This window comes from Nostoc sp. FACHB-892, from assembly GCF_014698795.1.
GTDB lineage: Bacteria > Cyanobacteriota > Cyanobacteriia > Cyanobacteriales > Nostocaceae > Nostoc.
The window spans coordinates 1-20176 of sequence record NZ_JACJTR010000002.1; the positions used below are offsets into that span (position 1 = coordinate 1).

16 protein-coding genes, 1 tRNA gene and 3 pseudogenes are annotated in these 20176 nt (G+C 41.8%); 13 read left to right on the top strand and 7 right to left on the bottom strand.

Features of this window, described 5'->3' with window-relative positions; translation table 11 throughout:
- Nucleotides 1-84 precede the first annotated feature (84 nt).
- The 3 genes from H6G96_RS02625 to accD all read left to right on the top strand — a co-directional run bounded on the left by H6G96_RS02625 (nt 85) and on the right by accD (nt 2473).
- The gene (locus H6G96_RS02625; RefSeq protein WP_347242178.1) at nt 85-519 is read left to right on the top strand and encodes an A24 family peptidase; all 435 of its coding nucleotides are present in this window, start codon (nt 85-87) and stop codon (nt 517-519) included.
- A gap of 463 nt (nt 520-982) precedes the next feature.
- Nucleotides 983-1309, top strand: a complete 327-nt coding sequence (locus tag H6G96_RS02630; protein ID WP_190910374.1) for a hypothetical protein — start codon at nt 983-985, stop codon at nt 1307-1309.
- 213 nt (nt 1310-1522) lie between these two features.
- On the top strand, nt 1523-2473 hold the full coding sequence (gene accD, locus H6G96_RS02635; protein ID WP_190909997.1) for an acetyl-CoA carboxylase, carboxyltransferase subunit beta: 951 nt from the start codon (nt 1523-1525) through the stop codon (nt 2471-2473).
- Nucleotides 2474-2569: 96 nt separating this feature from the next.
- Here accD and H6G96_RS02640 read toward each other — a convergent pair whose 3' ends face one another.
- On the bottom strand, nt 2570-3997 hold the full coding sequence (locus H6G96_RS02640) for an MFS transporter (RefSeq protein ID WP_190909999.1): 1428 nt from the start codon (nt 3995-3997) through the stop codon (nt 2570-2572).
- A 229-nt stretch (nt 3998-4226) separates the two neighbouring features.
- On the opposite strand from H6G96_RS02640, the pseudogene H6G96_RS02645 reads away from it, so the two are divergent.
- Nucleotides 4227-4668: pseudogene (locus H6G96_RS02645) on the top strand (extracellular solute-binding protein); the annotation flags it as partial.
- Nucleotides 4669-4971: 303 nt separating this feature from the next.
- Here H6G96_RS02645 and H6G96_RS02650 read toward each other — a convergent pair.
- Together H6G96_RS02650 and H6G96_RS02655 are read right to left on the bottom strand one after the other, a co-directional pair.
- On the bottom strand, nt 4972-6285 hold the full coding sequence (locus H6G96_RS02650; RefSeq protein ID WP_190910001.1) for a ScyD/ScyE family protein: 1314 nt from the start codon (nt 6283-6285) through the stop codon (nt 4972-4974).
- 174 nt (nt 6286-6459) lie between these two features.
- Nucleotides 6460-7104, bottom strand: coding sequence for a hypothetical protein (locus tag H6G96_RS02655; RefSeq protein ID WP_190910003.1), 645 nt, complete (start codon nt 7102-7104; stop codon nt 6460-6462).
- A gap of 322 nt (nt 7105-7426) precedes the next feature.
- Between H6G96_RS02655 and H6G96_RS02660 the strand changes: the two are divergent.
- The 6 genes and pseudogenes from H6G96_RS02660 to petJ all read left to right on the top strand — a co-directional run.
- Nucleotides 7427-7822: pseudogene (locus H6G96_RS02660) on the top strand (sugar ABC transporter permease); the annotation flags it as partial.
- Nucleotides 7812-8213: pseudogene (locus H6G96_RS02665) on the top strand (carbohydrate ABC transporter permease); the annotation flags it as partial. The pseudogenes H6G96_RS02660 and H6G96_RS02665, both read left to right, overlap by 11 nt.
- 173 nt (nt 8214-8386) lie before the next feature.
- Complete coding sequence (locus H6G96_RS02670; RefSeq protein ID WP_190910005.1) at nt 8387-8602, top strand: hypothetical protein; 216 nt, start codon at nt 8387-8389, stop codon at nt 8600-8602.
- 132 nt (nt 8603-8734) lie between these two features.
- Complete coding sequence (psbV, locus tag H6G96_RS02675) at nt 8735-9226, top strand: photosystem II cytochrome c-550 (protein WP_190729654.1); 492 nt, start codon at nt 8735-8737, stop codon at nt 9224-9226.
- 393 nt (nt 9227-9619) lie between these two features.
- Nucleotides 9620-10039 carry a plastocyanin gene (gene petE / locus H6G96_RS02680; RefSeq protein WP_190910007.1) on the top strand — a complete coding sequence of 140 codons (420 nt, stop codon included), beginning with the start codon at nt 9620-9622 and terminating at the stop codon, nt 10037-10039.
- Nucleotides 10040-10293: 254 nt separating this feature from the next.
- Nucleotides 10294-10638, top strand: a complete 345-nt coding sequence (gene petJ / locus H6G96_RS02685) for a cytochrome c6 PetJ (protein WP_190910009.1) — start codon at nt 10294-10296, stop codon at nt 10636-10638.
- A gap of 287 nt (nt 10639-10925) precedes the next feature.
- Here the strand turns inward: petJ and H6G96_RS02690 are convergent, their stop codons facing one another.
- Nucleotides 10926-12509 (bottom strand): hypothetical protein, encoded by a 1584-nt coding sequence (locus H6G96_RS02690; RefSeq protein ID WP_190910011.1) that lies wholly within the window; start codon nt 12507-12509, stop codon nt 10926-10928.
- Between the two features lie 618 nt (nt 12510-13127).
- On the opposite strand from H6G96_RS02690, the gene H6G96_RS02695 reads away from it, so the two are divergent.
- Together H6G96_RS02695 and H6G96_RS02700 are read left to right on the top strand one after the other, a co-directional pair.
- Entirely contained in the window at nt 13128-13823 is a 696-nt protein-coding gene (locus H6G96_RS02695) for a lipase (RefSeq protein ID WP_190910013.1), read from the top strand.
- 108 nt (nt 13824-13931) lie between these two features.
- Complete coding sequence (locus H6G96_RS02700; RefSeq protein WP_190910015.1) at nt 13932-14594, top strand: cytochrome b N-terminal domain-containing protein; 663 nt, start codon at nt 13932-13934, stop codon at nt 14592-14594.
- A 63-nt stretch (nt 14595-14657) separates the two neighbouring features.
- On the opposite strand, the gene H6G96_RS02705 is transcribed toward H6G96_RS02700, so the two are convergent.
- Entirely contained in the window at nt 14658-16574 is a 1917-nt protein-coding gene (locus H6G96_RS02705) for a cation:proton antiporter (RefSeq protein WP_190910017.1), read from the bottom strand.
- A gap of 326 nt (nt 16575-16900) precedes the next feature.
- On the opposite strand from H6G96_RS02705, the gene H6G96_RS02710 reads away from it, so the two are divergent.
- Nucleotides 16901-16973: transfer RNA gene (locus H6G96_RS02710), tRNA-Glu, on the top strand.
- 83 nt (nt 16974-17056) lie between these two features.
- On the opposite strand, the gene H6G96_RS02715 is transcribed toward H6G96_RS02710, so the two are convergent.
- The gene (locus H6G96_RS02715; protein WP_190910019.1) at nt 17057-17665 is read right to left on the bottom strand and encodes an SRPBCC family protein; all 609 of its coding nucleotides are present in this window, start codon (nt 17663-17665) and stop codon (nt 17057-17059) included.
- 8 nt (nt 17666-17673) lie between these two features.
- Nucleotides 17674-19692, bottom strand: a complete 2019-nt coding sequence (locus H6G96_RS02720; protein WP_190910021.1) for a GAF domain-containing protein — start codon at nt 19690-19692, stop codon at nt 17674-17676.
- Between the last annotated feature and the right edge of the window lie 484 nt (nt 19693-20176).

Sequence of the window (20176 nt, forward strand, 5' to 3'; positions counted from 1 at the left end):
TGTCATTGATGGAGTTCAAAGAAGAGGTGAAAAGAGAAGCTACAGTACACAACGTGTAAAATTTGACTCTCATTCTTCTGCTTAATTTTTTGTTACATACTTATAAAATTTCACCACGACTTACTTAGTTCTGTGGCATTAGTCAATCACTTTATGATGGCTACAGTAGGAGCAGTATTGGGTTTATGGCTATTTGATGCGATCGCCCTGTTAGGTTCAATTGCATTTGGGAAAACTGCAATGGGTGCGGGTGACGCTAAGTTAGCAGCCATGATGGGAGCCTGGTTAGGCTGGAAATATTTGCTCTTGGCTAGTTTTATTGCCTGTGCGTTAGGAGCGTTAATTGGCAGCAGTGTCATTATGCGTAGAAACAAAGCCACGAGTCACAAGACATCGCCACAAAGGTTAGGACAAAAGATGCCTTTTGGCCCTTTTCTGGCTTTAGGATCTGTAATTACTTTATTTAGCGGCGAAGCCATTTTGTCTAGCTATCTGCGGTTATTTTTTCCAGCGTTTTAAACTGGAGTGGGGAATGAGGCAGGGGAGCAGGGAGCAGGGAGCAGGGAGCAGGGAGTAAGAAAGAAGAGTTTTCCTCTCTGCTCCCCGCACCGCGTCCCTCTGCCTCTTTCCCATGCTCCATGCCTATTCATAATAAATATTTATAATTCGTGACTGTAACCAGCATTACCCCATCTGCCCTTTATATTTTGATAGTATTCAGGTTGTGACTTGTATTACCCTCGTGAACTACCCCGTAGTCTACACGGACGTAGCTCCCCCAATTCATCGGGAATAGCCCACAGAACTCCGTAGTTCTATTGGTCTGACATTCCCTCTAAGGGCAGAATTCCTTGTTCCCAAGGGCCAAATCTTTTACCCGTAACTCTGCCGTACTACTTCAAAGAAGCAAGCTAAGTGTAGCGTCCCGTAGGGAAAGGTTTTCTTGCAACATATACCTGCTTGATTTTCGCTTGTGGCATTGATGGTCAAGATACTAACTATAATACCCGAAAAATCGGTGATTCCTTATATATCCTGGATGCGATCGCCATCACCCGCTCACAATACCTACCTTATGAATATCTTGTTCGCGTTAGCGTCTGTCTACGACACGCTGCGCGAACGTAGAGAAGGTGGAGACTTCCGAAATCCGTTAACGACGATTAAGCGTTGGCAAGCACAACTAGTGAAACAGATGCTGATTGCTCATAACCTAGCAATACGAATCATTGATTTGGGTAGGAGGGAGAAAGCATCTTATTTGGAGGTTGGTATTCTCATGGCTTTGTCAGTACGTCCATATAATTAAGTCTGCTGAAAAAACAGCAAGATACTTGTATTGGCATAAGTATTTTCGTTAAGCTGGCAACCAAAGATGAAAATTAAGGTCTGAATTGCTTAAAAGCTTAATTTGACGATGTAGCCATTAGTCATTAATAAAAACAAATGACAAAAGGCTAAAGACAACCCGATACGGCTTGATATGTTTTCGACCTCATGCCCACTTAAAATAAAATAAAAAATGGCTAACAACGAAGAATCACGCGGTTTAAAGTCTCTATTTGATTGGTTTGCCAATCGACGGAAATCAGGATCTACCAGCCTCGAACGCCAAGAACGCGAAATTGCTGATGGACTGTGGCATAAATGTTCCAAATGTAGCGTTTTGGCATATACAAAAGACTTGAAAGCGAATCAGATGGTTTGCGCCGAATGTGGTCATCACAATCGGGTAGACAGTGATGAGCGCATCCGTCAATTGATAGATCACAATACCTGGAAACCTCTAGACGAGCATTTGCGTCCAACCGATCCGCTAGAATTTCGTGATCGCAAACCCTACAGCGATCGCCTCCGGGAAACACAAGATAAAATTGGCTTAATAGACGCAGTTAAAACTGGTTTAGGTCAAATCAATGGTTTGCCCATTGCCCTTGGGGTTATGGACTTCCGCTTCATGGGTGGTAGCATGGGTTCGGTAGTGGGAGAAAGACTCACCCGCATGATTGAGCAAGCCACTCAACGGCGGTATCCTGTGGTTATCGTCTGTACCTCTGGTGGCGCGAGGATGCAAGAAGGAATGCTCTCTCTGATGCAGATGGCGAAAATTTCCGCAGCCCTACAGCGCCATAAAGACGCACGACTATTATATATTCCTGTTTTGACCAATCCTACAACGGGCGGCGTTACCGCAAGTTTTGCAATGTTAGGCGATATCATTTTGGCAGAACCCAAGGCAACCATTGGTTTTGCCGGTCGGCGAGTGATTGAGCAAACCCTACGGGAAAAACTACCCGACGATTTTCAGACTGCTGAAGATTTGCTCCTGCACGGTTTTGTTGATGATATCGTACCCCGTACCCAATTAAAAAATACCCTAGCCCAGCTAATTGCCCTACACCAGCCTGTACTAACAACACCTCAGATGGTTTTGTGGGAAACAATGTCCTTAACTTCTTCCGCCGCAGAATAGTTAAAAGTCAAAAGTGATGAGTTAGGAGTGAAGAGTTATGAGTGTAAAATTCATAACTCCTCACTCCTAACTTTTAACTCCTCACTTTTCCTTCCCTCATCTTCCTGCCTCTTTGACAAAAAGCAATGGAACAAGCGCTACTAGTCGGAATAGGCTAGAGAGTGCGAACAACCCCAGCAAGCCACCAAACTGAGCAAATTGGATGATGAAGCTGCCTATAGTTGCGCCTAAAGCACCACTCCCTCCAGCAACAGCAGCTGCGATCGCAAAATAGATAGACTGATTTTTAGTTGGTGCGATCGCCAATTGTATATTGTTGTTGCACAAGTCAATCGCCGCCCAAGTACCTCCAGTCAAAATGTGTAACAGGGGTAACCACAACCAGATATCAAGGCTATTAACACCAATCCCCAGCCAAAGCAGTGGTGTGGCTGCAACCAAAATCCCAATACCGATAAGAATGGGACGATTGCCTATTTTGTCTGCTAATTTGCCCCACAGGATGAGCATCAGCAAAGTCGCCCCCGCCTGAAGGCTGTTGTAGATAGTTACGTAGCTCACGTCTAAATCGAGCGTATCGAGCATATAAAGGTTAAAAAACGGACTGCTGAGGTTAACAGCAAGCGCCCAGAAGCTGAAATACAGCAGAAATCTCAAAAAGTTAGAGTTTTTCCAGATGCTGGAAGCTGGCGCAACAGGTGGGGTCGAATCCTCAACTGAACTCTCCCCTTTGCTCCCTGCTAAGAACTCCCTTGCCTCTTGTTCAATCTCATTTGTTTGAGGTAACTTACCATAATAAGTGTTTTGCGATCGCGGATTCATATCCACCTGGAAATATTGGCACCCTAATCCCACAATCCCAAACACTATCCCTACCAGCAGAACTACCCCATAGCCTTGGAGACTTCCACCATACCAATGTGATACAAATAAACCCGCCACTGGTACGCAAACCAAATTTGTGAGGCTAGCAGCACTATTGCGTATCCCAAAATACCTGCCTCGCAATTGCCGGGGAACTATCATTGCTACCCAACTTAGCCATGATGCCGCTCCTAATCCTCCCAAAAGATTGCTGAATAGGACAATCAGGAGTGTCAATATTACTAACTGGTGAGTATTAATTACCCCCAAGCTTACGCCTGCAATACCAATTACTAGAACCAGCCATAGCAGCCGACCAACTCCGTGTGTCCGAAGAGAATATTGAAAACGGCTAGTGCTGCGTTCAGACAAGTAAGCACCCAACGGCTGAATCAGATTGACCAACATGGGGATGGAGCATAGCATCCCAAATACCACTGGACTAGCACCCAATTCCACCAAGAAATTGCTGAGTAAAATCCCGCCAGTTCCAAGGGAGTAAACTGCTGCTAAGACAGAATCTGTAGTAGAGGCTTTTAAACTAGTGCGAATTGCATCCTTGGGAATTCGAGAGTTTGGAGGAATTGTTGGTGATGGTAAGGCAATCTGGGGAATTTCCAGAGTCAGTGGCACAGTTGTTTCAACCTGAACAATATCCATAATGTATGTTTATGATTAAAGCATTCTGGGAGTAATTCGGTTGCAAAGGAACTCAGTATGCTTTTTTAGCATTTCTAATAATTTTTCGTTATTTTAGCTTGCAATTCTAAACAAAAATTTACAATAAGCAAAATCTTATTTCTTGAGAACAAAAAGTACAAGTAAGAAGAGAGAGACTGTTATCTGTCTGTGATCAAGAAAAAGCCTACAATTACCAAGGAAACTTTCAGCATCTACCGCAGTCACCATTAAGCTCAGTGGCTGGGGAGGTTTTCCTACTGAGCAAGAACTTTTGATGCATGTACTGCAAGACTTTGAGACAAAAGATCCAACTATTAAGGTCAAATATGAGGTGATTTCTGACCAAATATTAATATATGGATGTAATCAAAACTCGTTTAGTTGGGGAAGCTGCGCCTAATGTCTTTTATTTGGATACGCTGGAAGCTCCTTTCTTGATGAGTCAAAATGTCCTAGAACCGTTATATGCTTACATCACCCCCGAATTTGACCTAGCAGACTTCGAGGATACCTTACTAGACAGTTTCAAATACCAGAATTAGATTTATGGTCTTCTCAAAGACTATTCTACTCTTGCTCTATTTTATAACAAAAAAGCCTTCGCCGCCCCAGGCTTGAGTAATCCACCAGCTACTTGGGATGAACTAAAGCTAAATCAGCAAATTAGGGCGATGGAGTAAGCAATCTTTCTCAAAATTAGGAAACTCCAAAAAATAAATTATCCAATTTCACCTAATCAAAACGACTTTTTCTCCCCCTGCTCCCTGCTCCCCTGCTATCAGAGCAATGGGATATTTTTTTATTTGAAAGTCCCTGATCTCAGGCGATCGCTTAACAAGTTTTTCAGTTTCGCTAAGACGCTCATTGCAAACCTTAAACACTCATAGGTAATTATTCAAGTGTTTGTGGCAGATGTTTGAATGTTTTTTATCAATGTCGTAATGTTGACCCAATTATTTATAGGATTGCAATTTTGAGTTCCCTGAAGAGCTGCGCTTGGTGAGTGAACCAATACCTAATGCACTCAATGCTACTAACATACTCAATATAGAAGTCGGTTCAGGAACTTTTTTTGTAGTGTCAATCCTCAGGACTTGTCCTTGTCCTGGGCGATCGCCTTTATTTGAAACGTAGATGTTACCATCAGGACCAACAGTCAAGGCAGTGGCAGACTCTAACCCATTACCACTCAGCAGCGTTGTCCGAGTTCCATCAGGAGCTATTTGCACTAAAGAAGCATCTGAAATACCTTTCCACTGTGGTTCATTGCCATACTGTAAAGCATACAAATTACTTTCAGCATCAAAAGCCAAGTCACTCAGTTGGGTAAAACCATCAGCGTAAACTGTAGTTTCACCATCACCTTCAACACGAAAAATCCTCGCTTTACCTTCTGGAAAAGGGAAACCAGTGTATTCGCTCACATATATTGCACCATCGGGTCCAAATGTAACACCTGTAGGTACTGATTGAATTTCAATCTCCTGCGGTGTTTGTCCAGGTAGCGGTGCATCAGGAGGTGCTACTTGCCCTGGCTCAGGAGTGGGGAAAATGGGATTAGTAATCTTTTGTGTAGGAAGCACAGTTAATGACTTTAAATCACTTCCATCAAGCCCCACAGTCAAAACGTTGTTTGCAGCCGCATCAACAATATAAGCAGTATCATCATTAATTGTAAAAGCATAGGGATTGCTAGCTATTTCACCACTAACATCAAGCACATCAACCCCATCTGCATTATTAGCGAATTCGTATTTTGCCAAATCAGCAATACTTTTCAATGAACCTGTTTCCAGGTCTACCTTATAAAGCTGCCCCCAGCTTGGAGAATTTTTTGGAAAATCAGAAATAGTTGGATTACCACCATACCCAATTAAAAGATAAGCATTTCCCAAGCGATCAAATTGAATATCTTGAGGGCCTTCACCTGTATTACCAGTAGGTCTTAATGCTATTGAAGGTAATCCTGTAATTACACGTTCTTGCTTCCCATCCTTAACTCTAGTTACAGCACCACTTGTACCAGCACATGAAAGCAGACCTTCCAAACTAGGGCCAGGAATACATCGTCCATTTCCCCCCACGCCTGACTCTGTAATATAGAGACTTCCGTCAGGAGCAAAATTCAGACCACGGACATTATCAAGGCCCTCAGCAACCACACTAAATGACGCAGCTTTTGCTGGTTTTATTCCAGAAAAAACTGCAAGGCAAATAGTAATAAATATAAAACTAAGGGCAGATTTAGTAAATAAAGATAAAGGCATTTGATAATCCAAATAGGGTAGTAGTCTGTCAAAAAATAATTGAGGTGTGGAGATTGTTCGTAGTTTGCGCTGTTTTTCAAAACAACGCAAACTTGACAAACTAGTAGAGGATTACGAGTATTTGCGTTAACTATTGACTACAAGCTTTAGATATTGCATTTATTCCACCTGAGATCATCCAGCAAATCTACGGTAGCGTCGGTGCAACAGAAAACTGGCTCCAATCAAACCTATGCTAATTAGTGGTGTTATAGTTGTTGTTTCTGGAATTTCCTGGGGAACTTCGATAAAACCGCTTACTAAAGCCTGACCCTTCAATGTAATAGTTTCTCCTAGAATAACTATGTCCTCTTCTGAGAATAATAGTGTGCTTGTAGCGTTTTTGAATATGCCTTCACCATCGGTGATATTTACGACACCAGAACCTTTAGCCGTCAGATTTTCAAAATTAACTGAAGCACTAGCATCACTTGTTGCAAATAACTTATTAGTACCGTCACCAAATAGAATGTAGCCTAACGGGAAACCTTGGACACCAAATACTGCTGGATTGTTGTTAAAAGTGAGATTTCCATTGGTATCTAGCACGGAGTATGTTAAACCCTCGTATAGTCCTAAATCATATGGAGCATCATCACTCACACCTACTTCAAATACCTTTGAAACATTGCCTGAGATCGACTCAATGTTAACTGTTGTGCGATAGTTGCCAGCAAATGGATATATGGTTTGCGCTGTTGCTCTCATTGCATCTGAGCAAACGCTAATGAAGGTGAGAACTAATGGAACTAAACACACCTGGAGTGAGCGAAGCATCATTTAAAATTTCTAACCTCAGAAACTATTGATTTTGACAACAAGTTTGGGTATTCAATTTTTGGAAATATGTTACTTTTGCAAAATTCTTTACAATTTGCGTAAATTGTATGAGTTGTTCTCTAGAGGAAACAATCTGAATATTTTGAAACTAAAAAATTAACGCAAACAGACTCTACGGAATTATAGTCTACAAGTTTCAAGATGCAGTCGCAATGAATTATCTTTTGATAAAATTGTCAATTTTTTCTTATTACTAAACTGCCTTTCTAAGTAATTTAAGAATTCTCACAGACTTATTTAGGGTGGTAGAGAATTTCTTTATCTGAACATTTGGTCAACGGCACCGTTTTTCATGGTGATTTATCTGGCGGCGTTGCAGGATATACCCTAAACACTTTATGAGGCGGCGAAACTTGATGGCGCAAATGGGTGGCGGCAATTTATCTACATTACCCTTCCCTTGCTGAAGCCTGTAACCTTATTTGTGGTGGCAGTGGGGGTGATTGGGACTTTTCAACTTTTTGACTAGTCTTACATCTTTTCTGGCGGTACTGGCGGGTCAAACAACGCTACCTTAACTGTGGTGCTAATTTACCAAGCTGTGTTTCGGAATTTACAAATGGGATATGCAGCTGCGATCGCATTTTTATTAGCAGCAGTGATCATTGCCATCACTTTGATTCAACGGCGACTTTTCGAAGGCGAAGATTGTCCATAGCATGGTTAATGCCACTTTTATTTTCATGATGCGGCAGTTTTTTGTTAATTTTCCTAAAGAACTAGAAGAAGCAGCGCAACTCAATGGCTTAAATACCTTTGGAATTTTCCGACATATTGTCTTAACCTTTAGCAAAACCAGCACTGGCGGCACAGGCAGTTTTTGTATTCATGGGGAGTTGGAATAATTTTTTACTACCTATAGTTATCCTATTTGACCCAGAAATGTTTACTCTCCCCTTAAGGCTGAACACCTTTAAAGGTCAATACATTAGTTATTGGAACTACATTATGGCGGCTTCTATGGTCTTTACCCTACCAGTTTTAGGTATTTACGCCTTTTTAACCCTTACTTTATTCAAAGCGTCACCTTTACCGGGGGAAAAGGCTAATAGTCATTAGTCAAAAGTTAAAAATTCTTCCCCTTCTTCCCCTACTTCCCCTACTCCTTCTGCCCTCTTTCCCCCTCCCGATCCCCAAACAGTATTTTGGGCAACAAATTGCACTCCTAACGTGATATTGGTATTACAGCGACTCAATCTCTATCTATCAGTTAACAAGCATTATGGGTTTTGCAGACCTATCGATCGCAGAGATAGCAGCCGACTACAGCATTCCTGTAGAAAAAGTGTTTTCTCTGTGCAACCAACTGGGAATCGCCTACAAACACCAAAAGACTCGTTTGGCGTTAGAAGATGCAAAGGCAATTATTTCCCAAATATCGTCTGAAATAGGCCCAAAAGGTACTAGCAGCTCGGTGGGTGATAACGAAGTCACCTGAAGGGTTATCTCGGGCTTTGGCTAATCACTGATAGCTAATGATAAAAAACAGTGAGTCATTAGCAATTAGCAGCTTGGAGATTGAGAATCGCTTTCTTAGCTGTGTTGAGCGTCAAAATTTTTAAGGGGAAACATGTTTAGAAGACTAATTGGCGTTGTTGTGGTTACTGTTTTACTCTCGTTTCAGTTGCTTGTCGGTAGCGCGACAGCAGTGGAACTAGACAAAGCTACCCGGACAGTGCCATTAAATGCTGAAGGTGATACCGTTGTACTTAGCCTTAAACAAATCAAAGAAGGCAAACGCTTATTTAATTACGCTTGCGCCCAATGTCATGCTGGGGGAGTTACCAAGGTAAACCAGAATGTTGGACTTACTCCAGAGGATCTGGCACTGGCAACACCCAACCGTAATAACATTGAAGGCTTGGTGGATTACCTGAAAAATCCCACTACTTACGATGGGGAAGAAGAGATTTCCGAAATCCATCCCAGTATCAAAAGCGCAGATATTTTCACAGAAATGCGAAATCTGACAGATGAGGACTTGGAGGCGATCGCCGGTCATATTCTCTTACAACCTAAAATCGTTGGCACTAAGTGGGGAGGCGGAAAAATCTATTACTAAATCCTGAAATTAGTACTGAGTCATTGGGGCATAGGGCATAGGGCATAGGGGATTCCCCATTCCCCATTCCCCATTCCCCAGTTTTCACCAAAATTTAACTGCTTTCATTCTTACAGCAGCACAAAATCTTCTTCAGTTTGGGCACAAAAAATTTTTCATAAGTCAAGATATTCCTAAAGAAAAAAGAAAAACCCCTTATTTTACCGTTTACCTTTATTCACAGGCTTCTTGGGCTATAGCAGTCTAGCATTTATGACTGATTGCACAGCTTTTTGCAATAATATTGCTCCCCATTGTTAAAAAAAAAATTGTATCTATGACAGATTGTCATATTTGGTGTTGATTTTATTTAAAATGAGAAAGGAAAAAAAAATTGTTTGTTAGGAGAGATCCATGAAATTGATTTCGGCAAGCTGGCGACGCCTTAGTTTAGCTGTGTTGACAATCCTTTTAGTTGTTAGCAGCTTTACTGTTTTTACTCCCAGTGCTTCGGCTGATACCTACCAGGTGAAATTGGGTAGCGATAAAGGAATGCTGGCATTTGAACCGAAAAAGTTGACAGTTAAACCAGGTGACACAATTGAATGGGTGAACAATAAAGTTCCTCCCCATAATGTTGTGTTTGATGCTGCCAAAAACCCCGCTAAGGACGCTACTTTAGCAAAATCTCTGTCTCATAAGAATTTGATGATGAGTGCTGGTCAAAAGGAAACAACCACTTTCCCCGCAGACGCACCTGCTGGTGATTACACCTTCTATTGTGAACCTCACCGTGGTGCTGGCATGGTTGGTACAATCACTGTCCAAGGCTAGAAACATCGCCGTTGACACAAGATGATTTTCTGGGCTTCCTTCTCTGAAATTAGCTCATAGCAACACGCCACACTCCTAGAGTGACGCACACAATGAATAAATGGCGGTAACGAGTCCTATGCTTCCCTAAAACGCTAAGTAACCTGTAGCGATAGAGGGATGAACTCGTTACCGCCAATTTTGATCAAATTTGACTTAATCAGACATTAATCGCGTTTATACTCTTGCTGGAGGCTTGTTACGAGGAAATTCTGTTGAGAATACTTTTATTAATCCTACTGTTGGCGATTGCTCTATTTAAATTGACATTCATTAGTCCAGCACTAGCTGCTGAAACATCTAACGGTGCTAAAATTTTCGAGGCTAACTGCGCTTCTTGCCATATAGGTGGCGGTAACATCCTTATTAGCCAGAAAACCTTGAAAAAGGAAGCATTGTCAAAGTACTTAGAAAATTATGATCGCGACTCAATCCAGGCGATTATCCACCAAGTGCAAAATGGTAAAAATGCCATGCCCGCCTTTAAAAGCAAGTTAAGCCCTGACGAGATTCTAGAGGTAGCTACTTATGTTTTTCAGAATGCAGAACAAGGCTGGTAAGTAGCTATACTGTCTATCTATAATGGGCGAAGTGCCTTTATGCACCAGTAATTAAAGGCAAGCAAGACACCCACCAGGTAATATTGGAAAATTTATTTGTTAGAAATCCCTGCATTTCCTTGTTAAAACCTTCTAACAAGTCTCAAAGTTCACTATCTCTATGAGGAACTAGCGATCGCTAGTTCCTCAACTTTTAAAAACGATATCTTAAAGATGAATGATAAAGATTCTGAATTTATCATTCATAGCCTTTAGCTTGTTCCTAATCCAAAATAACCAGTAGGTGATTATTTTTCTGGATTAGACTTTTCTCTGTTTTGCTTCACTTCGCGCAACCGTTCTACTAATTTTACATCTGATTCAGCAGAAGGTATAGGCTGACTCTTATTGACTCGCGGCAACACTAACGGTTCAGAAGTAGTAGCTGCCGATGAAGGCGTCAGCTGGTTATTTCTGATTTGTAGTTCAGGGAATGGTTTTGAAGTAACTGCTGATGAGGGCGTAGGTTGATTCCTATTGACTCCCGGTGCAGATAATGGCTTAAGAGTACCTGTAGGTAAGGACGCAGGCTGGTTATTTCTGATTTGCAATTCCGAGAACGGTTTGGGAGTAGCTGTCGATGAAGGCGTTGGTTGGTTATTTCTGATTCGCAGTTCAGGAAATGGTTTAGAAGTATCTGCTGGTGAGGGAGTAAGCTGATTGTTATTGATTCCCGGTGCAGATAATTGAGTTGTGCCAGTGGTGCTGCTAGTGTTGTTTTGGAAACGTAGATTAAATGGATAGGAACTGATCCGTTTATCTCCCTTGGGGGATTGCTTGTTGAAGTATTCCCTTGCTTCTGATTGCAATTCACGGGAAACTAACTTGTCTTGAAACTTGATATCTAAGACCTTACCATCAGGATCTACCACTAATACACCCAACACAGCACCTTCAAGATTCGGTTTATCGGTGGCTAATGTTTGGCGGATGACTGGTTTTTGTTCAGCGTTGGGGTATTCTTTCTGGACTTCTTTTCTCAGATTTGCGTATGAGTCTAACTGTGCAATTGCCAGTTCAGTTCCTTTCCCAGATAAATCGGATGCCTGTGAGGTGGTTGCCCTAAGGTTTAAGCTATCTCCAGCCCTTGAAGCTTGTTTTAGAGAACTTATTAGCGAACTTTGAGAAATTCTAGACGCATCATTAAACGATTGCGTCATCTGTGGAGCCGTATTTCCTGCCGTTGTAATGGGGTTAGTGTTAATGGGGCTAGTGTCAGATAAGCTTGGAGATTGGGCATTTTGCAGAATATCATTAGGTATTTTCTGCGATTGCAATTCGGGTAATCTACTTACAGCCAGAGGCTTAGGTGGCTCGTATTTGGTGTCACTGACATTTACTCGAGGAACTGATTGAGAGAATTTGGCGCTGCTATTGTTGTATTTAGAGCTATCAAATTTAGAAGCATCAAATCGCAAATTATTACTAGGAATCATCCGCAAAGACTGCCTTGTAGGCAAGGAGGAAACCTGGTAGTTATTCGATGATGGGGGTAGCGGAGGCATTACTAGCTGACTGGATGGCGGTGATGCCAATGGGGGCAATATAGTTTGGGCGTTAAAGTTCGGATTAGAAAGTGGCGCTATTGGAGGAAGTTGTTGTAAACCTATTTGGGGGGAGGTTTGCGGCAGACGGCTTTGATCCGCTTGGCTCAATTCCAAAAGTCCGACAGTTTTTGATGATGCTGTTTCATTGGGCTTGTTAGACTCCATAGGCATCAATGGCACAATCATAGCGATCGCACCGTGGATGCCAAGAGAAGCTATAGCTGCTATCCCAATTGGCTGGCTTAAGATTTCTGGTATATTTTTAAACAGGGAGACGTAAGACATAGTTGTTATCGTTCACTCGGCTCAGTTGCAGTTGACTAGCGATTTTATCTTTCCGACTATATTGCAAGCTATTGCAATAGGCGCATCCCTCTAAGGAAATAATAACTTCTTATGTTGGTAAGCAAAACGCCAAAATTGCCATATATTAAAGTTTCTAATTGATCAATGACGCTTTATCATATATTCAAATTTCAGCTTGCTAAAGAGATATTTGAAAAATTACTACTTTTGATTTTTTATTCTTATGACGCACACAATTAAACTTTATATCTGGGATATTTATTAAAGTTTAAATTCAATGTAAAACCCTGAGTAGCTCACAACATCTGCTGAAGTTGCCTTGTTTTTTCTACTCTTTTTTAGTCAGCTACCCTTCTGTAACAGATGGCACACTTGTTTGTCCAAGGCTAGCCCCTATATGAAAATATTACCACATCAGCAGTCTCTAAAACTGTTGCAAATCGTACAATGTTATTGACATTCTAGTCCTGAACTCTAGCAAAGCTATTCGGGTTTTTATAAAAGGAGTCAGTCATGCGATCGCAATTTTAGCTTTTAAATTCTGACTACTTCTTTGTAAAAAGGTTTCAAAGCCTCAATCATTGCACAACATTTAAAATGCCGCTACCGACAGTTATTATGCCTGGATATCTAGAAAGCGCGATCGCTTACCGCCAACTAGAACAATCCCTACAACAGTTAGATTTTCCTACGGTTACAGTACCACTGCGACGACGCGACTGGTTACCCACTATTGGAGGAAGACCTGTAACGCCAATTCTGCAACAACTCGATCTTACGATTAAGCATACATTGCAGCAACATAATGCTACTCAAATTAACTTGATTGGTCACTCAGCAGGAGGTTGGATATCCCGCATCTACATGGGAGAAAAACCTTATTGGGTAGGCGGTAAAGGTAAATCAACCCTCTGGGAAGGACATCCTCTGGTTGCTACTCTCATAACCTTGGGTACACCCCATATTAGTCAAGAACGCTGGACACGCTCCAATCTAGATTTTGTCACCAATAACTACCCAGGAGCTTTTTACAAAAACGTTCATTACGTTTGTGTAGCTGGCAAAACTATTTTTGGCCAAAGGCGACGCGGTAGCTGGTTAGCTTACAGTAGTTACCAATTAACCTGTGGTAAGGGTAACACTTGGGGAGATGGAATCACGCCTATTGAAGCTGCTCACTTAGAAGGCGCAGAAAATCTGGTGATTGAAGATGTAAGGCATTCTCCAAGAAGTCCTGGAATTTGGTATGGTTCACCAGAACCCTTAAAAGCTTGGGTACAATATTTGATTTAAAAAATTTTATCTTTATTATGATAAATGCAACATTTATTAATATTTCTTAGCTAAAATTGAAAATGTAATTAAGAATAAATACCTAGCTAAGAACAGGAGGGGTGAGCTATGCAAAGCACCCAGTTCAATAGGATTTTGCGACGAGTAGCGACGATATTATCGGTCGTGATTTTGAGTCTGTGTTTAATTTATATCTCTACCGGAGTTCTGCTGTCTTTTTACTATGAACCTACAGCAGGCGGAGCTTATAACTCATTGAAGATGATTAATACACAACTGCCATACGGGTGGTTGTTTTGGAGAGCGCATGATATTGCTGGTAACGCGGCAATTGTGATCGCTCTAATTCAAATTGTAGTAATGTTTTTAGGTCGGCAATTTCGTAAGAGTTGGCTGGCTGCTTGGATTAGTGGGATTTTATTGACCCTAAGTGCGATCGGGCTAGATTGGACAGCCATGATCTTAGATTGGACTCAGGAAGGATACTGGCGTTTTAACATTGAACTAGGAACCATTGAAGCCATTCCTTTCATTGGTGGACAACTGCGCGACATCCTGACTGGGGGTGGAGCGATTAACACAGTTACTGTGGAACACCTTTACACAATACATAGTTATTTGATTTCGGTGGCGACGCTAATTCTTGCCATAGTTCATTTATCTGCTTTACTGTGGCAGGAATGGGAAATGTATCAAGAAACGCCAAGACCAGAAATTAATAACTTGCAACAACCGCCAGAAGGCGAATTTATTCCTTCCCAAGGCTCATAAAAAGTCAATTAGGAATTCTTTCTTCCCCTGCCTCCCCTGACTCCCCTGCCGCTATCTCTCTCATCACCCAGGGGTGTCAGTAGTAAAAAGTTGAGATATTTTTGCAAGGGGGACTTCTTCAACTTCCGCCAACTTTTCTAAAGAGAGGCGAGTAGACTGGGTAGCACCAGATAAGCGTTTTAAAAGCTTAGGTCTGGGGTCATGCAACAAGTAGATAATGCGATCGCCAACTTCCCACTCGTATTTTGCTCTCACTACTTGTAAGCGTTCTTCCCGTTCTACCAATAGCGGTATCAACGCCCCAGTCCTAATCATTTCTTGGATACGCTCATTTTGACTAGAAAATTCTGACTCAGTTAGAGTGGTTGTTCCTAACTTGACTCGCCCATCATTCAAATATTCATTCCAAGTCTTAATTGCTAAGTCTGGAATAAAAGCTTGATTAACTTTATTACTAACAGAGTTACTTGCTTGCGGATCACGGGGGAAAACAGCTAAGACGCGTGGCGGATTAAACTCCTCAGATGCCCGTTGAGCCAAAACAAAATTCACCTCGCCATTACTTGTCATAGCCAAAAAAGTGCCCATTGAGGCAATTCCTGCCTCTTCCAAAACAGCAGCATCAAGCCCACTACTAGCAATCACCCGCAGATTTTGCGCCTCGGCTTCCACAAGACGTTCGGGGTCAGTATCAATCATGACCACGTTTTCTCCCCGTTCTTGAAAGAACCGGGCAATCAAAAGACTTAAGGGATTACAACCCACAATCACTGCCCCAGTTGCATCTTTGGAAGTGATTTTCAGCCATCTAGCAACCCAGCCAGCTGTTAGCCCTTGGCAGACAACAGTCATGATAATTGTCAGGAAAACTAAAGCTTTGATGGAATCACCGCCGTTAATGCCTCGCTGTGTCAGGGATATTGCAAAAAAAGAGGCTACGGAGGCAGCAACAATTCCTCTAGGAGCAACCCAGCTTAAAAACAGTTTCTGTCGCCAGTTTAAATTACTGTTCCAAGTACACAAGAGGATATTAATCGGGCGAACGACAAACATTAATACCAAAACAGTAAATAAACTACCCCAACCCAAAGCAAAGACACTGGCAATGGATAAATCAGCAGCTAATAAAATAAATAGCACCGAGACGCTGAGAATTGTCAGTTGACCCTTAAAGCTCCTTAACAGACGTTCTTCTGGGACTGAGGAGCTAGCAAAGACTGCTCCTGCAACTACTGTTGTCATTACTCCTGATTCACTGCGGATCATTTGCGATAAGGCAAACAGACTCCAAAGTATCGCCAACACCGCTAAGTTTTTTAGCTCGAATGACAGAAAATCAGCGCGTTTGAAAATCAAACTCATCAGATAACCGCCAGCACCACCAATTGCCGCACCAACGCCCAGGCGCATTCCTAAGCCAATGATGGCATTGATAGGGTCAGCATCGCCGTTCAAGATAGTATCGAGGACAACGAAGGCGAGGATAGCGCCTACAGGGTCAATTAAAACCCCTTCTCCTTCCAACAGCGTTGCCACTTGCCGATCTACATTGATTTGTTTAAGCAAAGGCCCAACCACGGTTGGGCCTGTAACCACAACTATAGAAGCATAGAGAAAAGCTATGTTCCAAGGGAATTCACCTAGCCAGTGGGCTGCCATACTCCCACCAAGCAATGTGATCAGCGTTCCTAGAGTGACGAGCAATTGCAGGCTGACTGAAACTCTACCTAACTCTCGCAGATCCAAGTTAAGTCCGCCTTCAAACAAAATGATTGCCGTTGCTAGGGCGACAATAACTTCCAATCCAGTGCCTAGTACATGGGGATGCAACAGCCCGATGCCATCAGAGCCAAAGAGGATGCCTAATAGCAATAACAAGACGATGCTGGGTATCCGAAAATATGCAGCTAGCACTTGGGCGCTAATGCCTGCAAGGACGGCGATCGCCATCTGTAGGGTAATTTCAAAAGATGCTTCCATGTTGTAGATTTTGAGCGATTTATTTCAAAATCTTTTGTAAAAAACCGTAGACATTAATTTTACACAGTACAACATCATACCCTTTGTCCATTGTTGAATGTAGGGTTTTTTCTCTCTGGATGTCCCTTTAAATCCCTAGCAGCAAACGCTGATGAACTCTGCGGCTTTTTGCACAAGCATTTACAGAATTCTTTTGGTATCTCCATGTCTTTGTATCCTCTTCAACCTTTTGTCTCCACCCAGTTTAGCTGTCACAAACTTTTTTTGGCAAAAGCTGTTGACAAAAGCTTGGAAATTGGTTACCTTATAAAAGGTCTGAGTCTGATGCCCCCATCGTCTAGAGGCCTAGGACACCTCCCTTTCACGGAGGTAACGGGGATTCGAATTCCCCTGGGGGTACTTAATAAAAAAGCAAAATATGTTTTGCTCTAAATCTCTGAAGAAAAACTATCATCCAGGCTTTTTCCTGAATGATAGTTTAACTATACATACCGTCCTTTGCTAGCTAAGTTTTCTACACGTTGGTGAATAGCAACAAGATTTAACCGTAAATCTTTACTCAGGCGGTTTTCAATGATTCCCACCGGCATAGTGAGTTTAGGCCAAACTTGAATTGTGTAGGAAAGATTTGTTCCTACACACTCACCGAGGGAATAAGGCTCTAAACACCAGCTACCAGAAAAACCTTTAAAATCTCCCTCTACCATCCGAAAATTAATTTCTTTAGGGAAGCATTCTTCCAAATCCAGAACCACCCGCGCAGAAAAGTTGAAATTCAGTAACCGCTGGGAACCTACTTGCTCTAATCTAATCCCACCATTGGGATGCTCCATCAAACGACTTTTGGCAAGGTTAGGGAGAAACTCAGGCAAGGCTTCATAATCTGTCAAAACCTTCCAGATTTGTTCCACTGGTTGGGGAATTTTGACTTTGGCGCTGATTTGTCGCTGTCGCTCTGCTATTTTTTCAATTTGAACTTCTACCTTAGCTGCTAAAGCAACTGCATCCGCAGTTAAATCCCCTTCAAGGTTGATATCATCACTAGGAGACTGGGAATCGGGGTTCTCTGTTGTGTTCTGTTGTTTAGTCACTTTCAGAATTATGTCTCGCTTTCGTCCGAGAATTGGGGCAGAGTCAGGGTGAAGCAAATTTCGCTCTGTTCAGAATCCGAGATTGGGAGACTTTCAATTGCGATCGCTCCATTTAGATGCTGCACTAAAGACTTGACTAAAGCAAGTCCCAAGCCAGTCCCTGGAGTCCAGCGCCCTTTTCCGCGACGGAATTTGTCAAAGATGTAGGTTGCTTCTTCTTGAGAGATGGCACGTCCTGTATTCGTCACCTTTATGATAACTTGATCAACTTGTTTATCAACTTGGTGAGCAGCTACCAAGTGGACGATGGTATCATGCTCTGAGTATTTATAGGCATTTGTTAACAACTCTTGGAGAATGCGGTCAAAACTCTCTAGTTCAGTTTGTAAGTCTAGCGACTCCTGTGGTAAATCTACAGAAATCTTTAATCCCTTCTCTGCGAGTTTTTTCTCAAAAGAAGCTGCTATATCCTGAATTCTAGTATTTAAATTTATAGATTCTAATTGTGGAGCTTCGTGAGGCGACTCTAGTTTCTGGAGTGTCAACAAGTCATTAATCAAGTTAATTTCCTTTGTACATTCCTGCTCTAGGATATCCAGGTATCTAACCTGACGCTCCGGTGCTATTCCTGGCAAACGTAAGTTCCGAATTGACATCAGCATATTTGTCAAAGGATAGCGCAAGCGATCGCTCATGTTACTCATAAATTCATCTTTGAGTTCATTGAGTTTCCGCAATTGCTCAACATATTGCCGGGTTCTTTCATGCAACTTTGCCTGGAGTTCTAGACTACTCTGTAGTTTCGCCGTTCGCTCATCTACCAAAGTTTGCACTTGTCGCAACGTCTGTGACTGAATAATGGCGTTGCTTACTTGAGCACAAACCATTTCCACAAGATTTAATTCTGCTGCTTGCCAACTGCGAGTAACAGCCTGCTGTAGCACCACGAATCCTAAGATTTTACCTTGACTTTCTAATGGCACTAATAATACCGCAGGTAATTCCTCTATTGCAAATAATGGCGCAGCTGAGGAGGTATCATTTTGCTCTGTATAGTCATCGAAGATTACTGGTTTTCCCGAATCTATAAAGGCACGCTGGCATAAGCCACACTCCGAAAGCAAGAAAGACTGATTTAAGGTATCTAGTTTATTAGTACGAGAAATTTGTGTTGCCTTAGCCCATTCACCAACAACTTTAGCTTTCGCTTTAGGAATTTGTTTTTTAGCTTGAGTCCTAAATAGTGGGTCTGTATATTTTAGTAGTATAAGCAAACCCCGATCTGCCTGTAGAGATTCGGCAGTAGAGGCGATAATTAACTGGAGCATTTGATTAAGCTCCAAATTGCTACGATTCAGTAGGGTTAATTGCTTGATCAAGCTTTGATACTGATTGCTCTTTTGCAGATACTGTTGTTGATGAGCAATTAACTGGGCTTGTGCTACACGAGAAAAAGCGATCGCACAAGCCGACTCCACCTCTTTTAGCAGTTCTTTTTCTGATTCACTCCAATCATAAGGCTGGAATTTAATCAGACTAATTACTCCATTATTGTTGCCACTAAACCGTGTAGGAATTGCTAAAACGGCTTTTATCGGTAGTGGCAAAGATTGACACCCAATCACTAGACTGTTCTGAATGATGGAAATGTCTTCAATAGTCAATGGTTCAGCAGCACATTGCAGCACTGGCGAGTGCATAAGCAATTGTTCCATCGAAAACATCTCTTCTGGATGTGGTAACGCTAGATACTCGTCAGCACACCAATTAGTAGTAGTTGCTTCGTCGGATGTATCATCCGTTACTGAAACCAAGCAGCAACAATCTACTTGAAACACAACTCCTAGCAATTGGGCAATATCTTGCAGCATCAATGCCGTAGCGGAGCTATTGGCAATGATTTGGTTAATCTTTTGTACCAACTCGCGGGCAGGTTCTTCCTGATGCTGCATCAGCTTAACTTGGTAAGGTTGTAGTCGATCTATGTCATCTACATAATGTGGCGGCGACGATAAAGGTTTTTTCATTCTTGGCACGCCCTTAGATAATAACCCCATTGTTTTTGCACCCAACCTATTGGCATATTCTTCCCCGTTAGTTGTGTTGCTACACCTTAGATAATTGACAAATCTTGTATGAATACTTTCTCTCACCTGTTATAGCCCTTTTCTATGGCAGATGGCCAAGTTACCGCTATATTAAGCAAATTGCTACATGGGTAATGAGATACTTAAAATATTCTAAAATGCTCCAGCCTGATTATTTTTGGCTGCTTTATCTTCTTTATATTCAGATAATTAACTAACTTTGACTTAGGATATCCTGTCTATAAGTATACATAAACCGTAATTTCTCTAGAATTTAAGCAAAATAACCCAAAATTAACCGTAAAAATACTGAAGCTATTTTAAAAACTTTGTAAAATTTGGTTTTATGTTAGTCCATTTAATCAGCTACCTTTTAATTTGTGTTGCTCTCAATCAAATATAACCAAGCTAGAGCATAAAACAA

What these genes read in the sequence shown, in the direction of transcription:
- accD (WP_190909997.1), top strand. Translation starts at nt 1,523, where the DNA reads ATGGCTAACAACGAAGAATCACGCGGTTTAAAGTCTCTATTTGATTGG.
- H6G96_RS02670 (WP_190910005.1), top strand. Translation starts at nt 8,387, where the DNA reads ATGGGTTTTGCAGACCTATCGATCGCAGAGATAGCAGCCGACTACAGC.
- H6G96_RS02705 (WP_190910017.1), bottom strand. Translation starts at nt 16,574, where the DNA reads ATGGAAGCATCTTTTGAAATTACCCTACAGATGGCGATCGCCGTCCTT.
- H6G96_RS02630 (WP_190910374.1), top strand. Translation starts at nt 983, where the DNA reads ATGGTCAAGATACTAACTATAATACCCGAAAAATCGGTGATTCCTTAT.
- H6G96_RS02720 (WP_190910021.1), bottom strand. Translation starts at nt 19,692, where the DNA reads ATGAAAAAACCTTTATCGTCGCCGCCACATTATGTAGATGACATAGAT.
- H6G96_RS02700 (WP_190910015.1), top strand. Translation starts at nt 13,932, where the DNA reads ATGCAAAGCACCCAGTTCAATAGGATTTTGCGACGAGTAGCGACGATA.
- psbV (WP_190729654.1), top strand. Translation starts at nt 8,735, where the DNA reads ATGTTTAGAAGACTAATTGGCGTTGTTGTGGTTACTGTTTTACTCTCG.
- petE (WP_190910007.1), top strand. Translation starts at nt 9,620, where the DNA reads ATGAAATTGATTTCGGCAAGCTGGCGACGCCTTAGTTTAGCTGTGTTG.
- H6G96_RS02655 (WP_190910003.1), bottom strand. Translation starts at nt 7,104, where the DNA reads ATGATGCTTCGCTCACTCCAGGTGTGTTTAGTTCCATTAGTTCTCACC.
- H6G96_RS02640 (WP_190909999.1), bottom strand. Translation starts at nt 3,997, where the DNA reads ATGGATATTGTTCAGGTTGAAACAACTGTGCCACTGACTCTGGAAATT.
- H6G96_RS02650 (WP_190910001.1), bottom strand. Translation starts at nt 6,285, where the DNA reads ATGCCTTTATCTTTATTTACTAAATCTGCCCTTAGTTTTATATTTATT.
- H6G96_RS02695 (WP_190910013.1), top strand. Translation starts at nt 13,128, where the DNA reads ATGCCGCTACCGACAGTTATTATGCCTGGATATCTAGAAAGCGCGATC.
- H6G96_RS02690 (WP_190910011.1), bottom strand. Translation starts at nt 12,509, where the DNA reads ATGTCTTACGTCTCCCTGTTTAAAAATATACCAGAAATCTTAAGCCAG.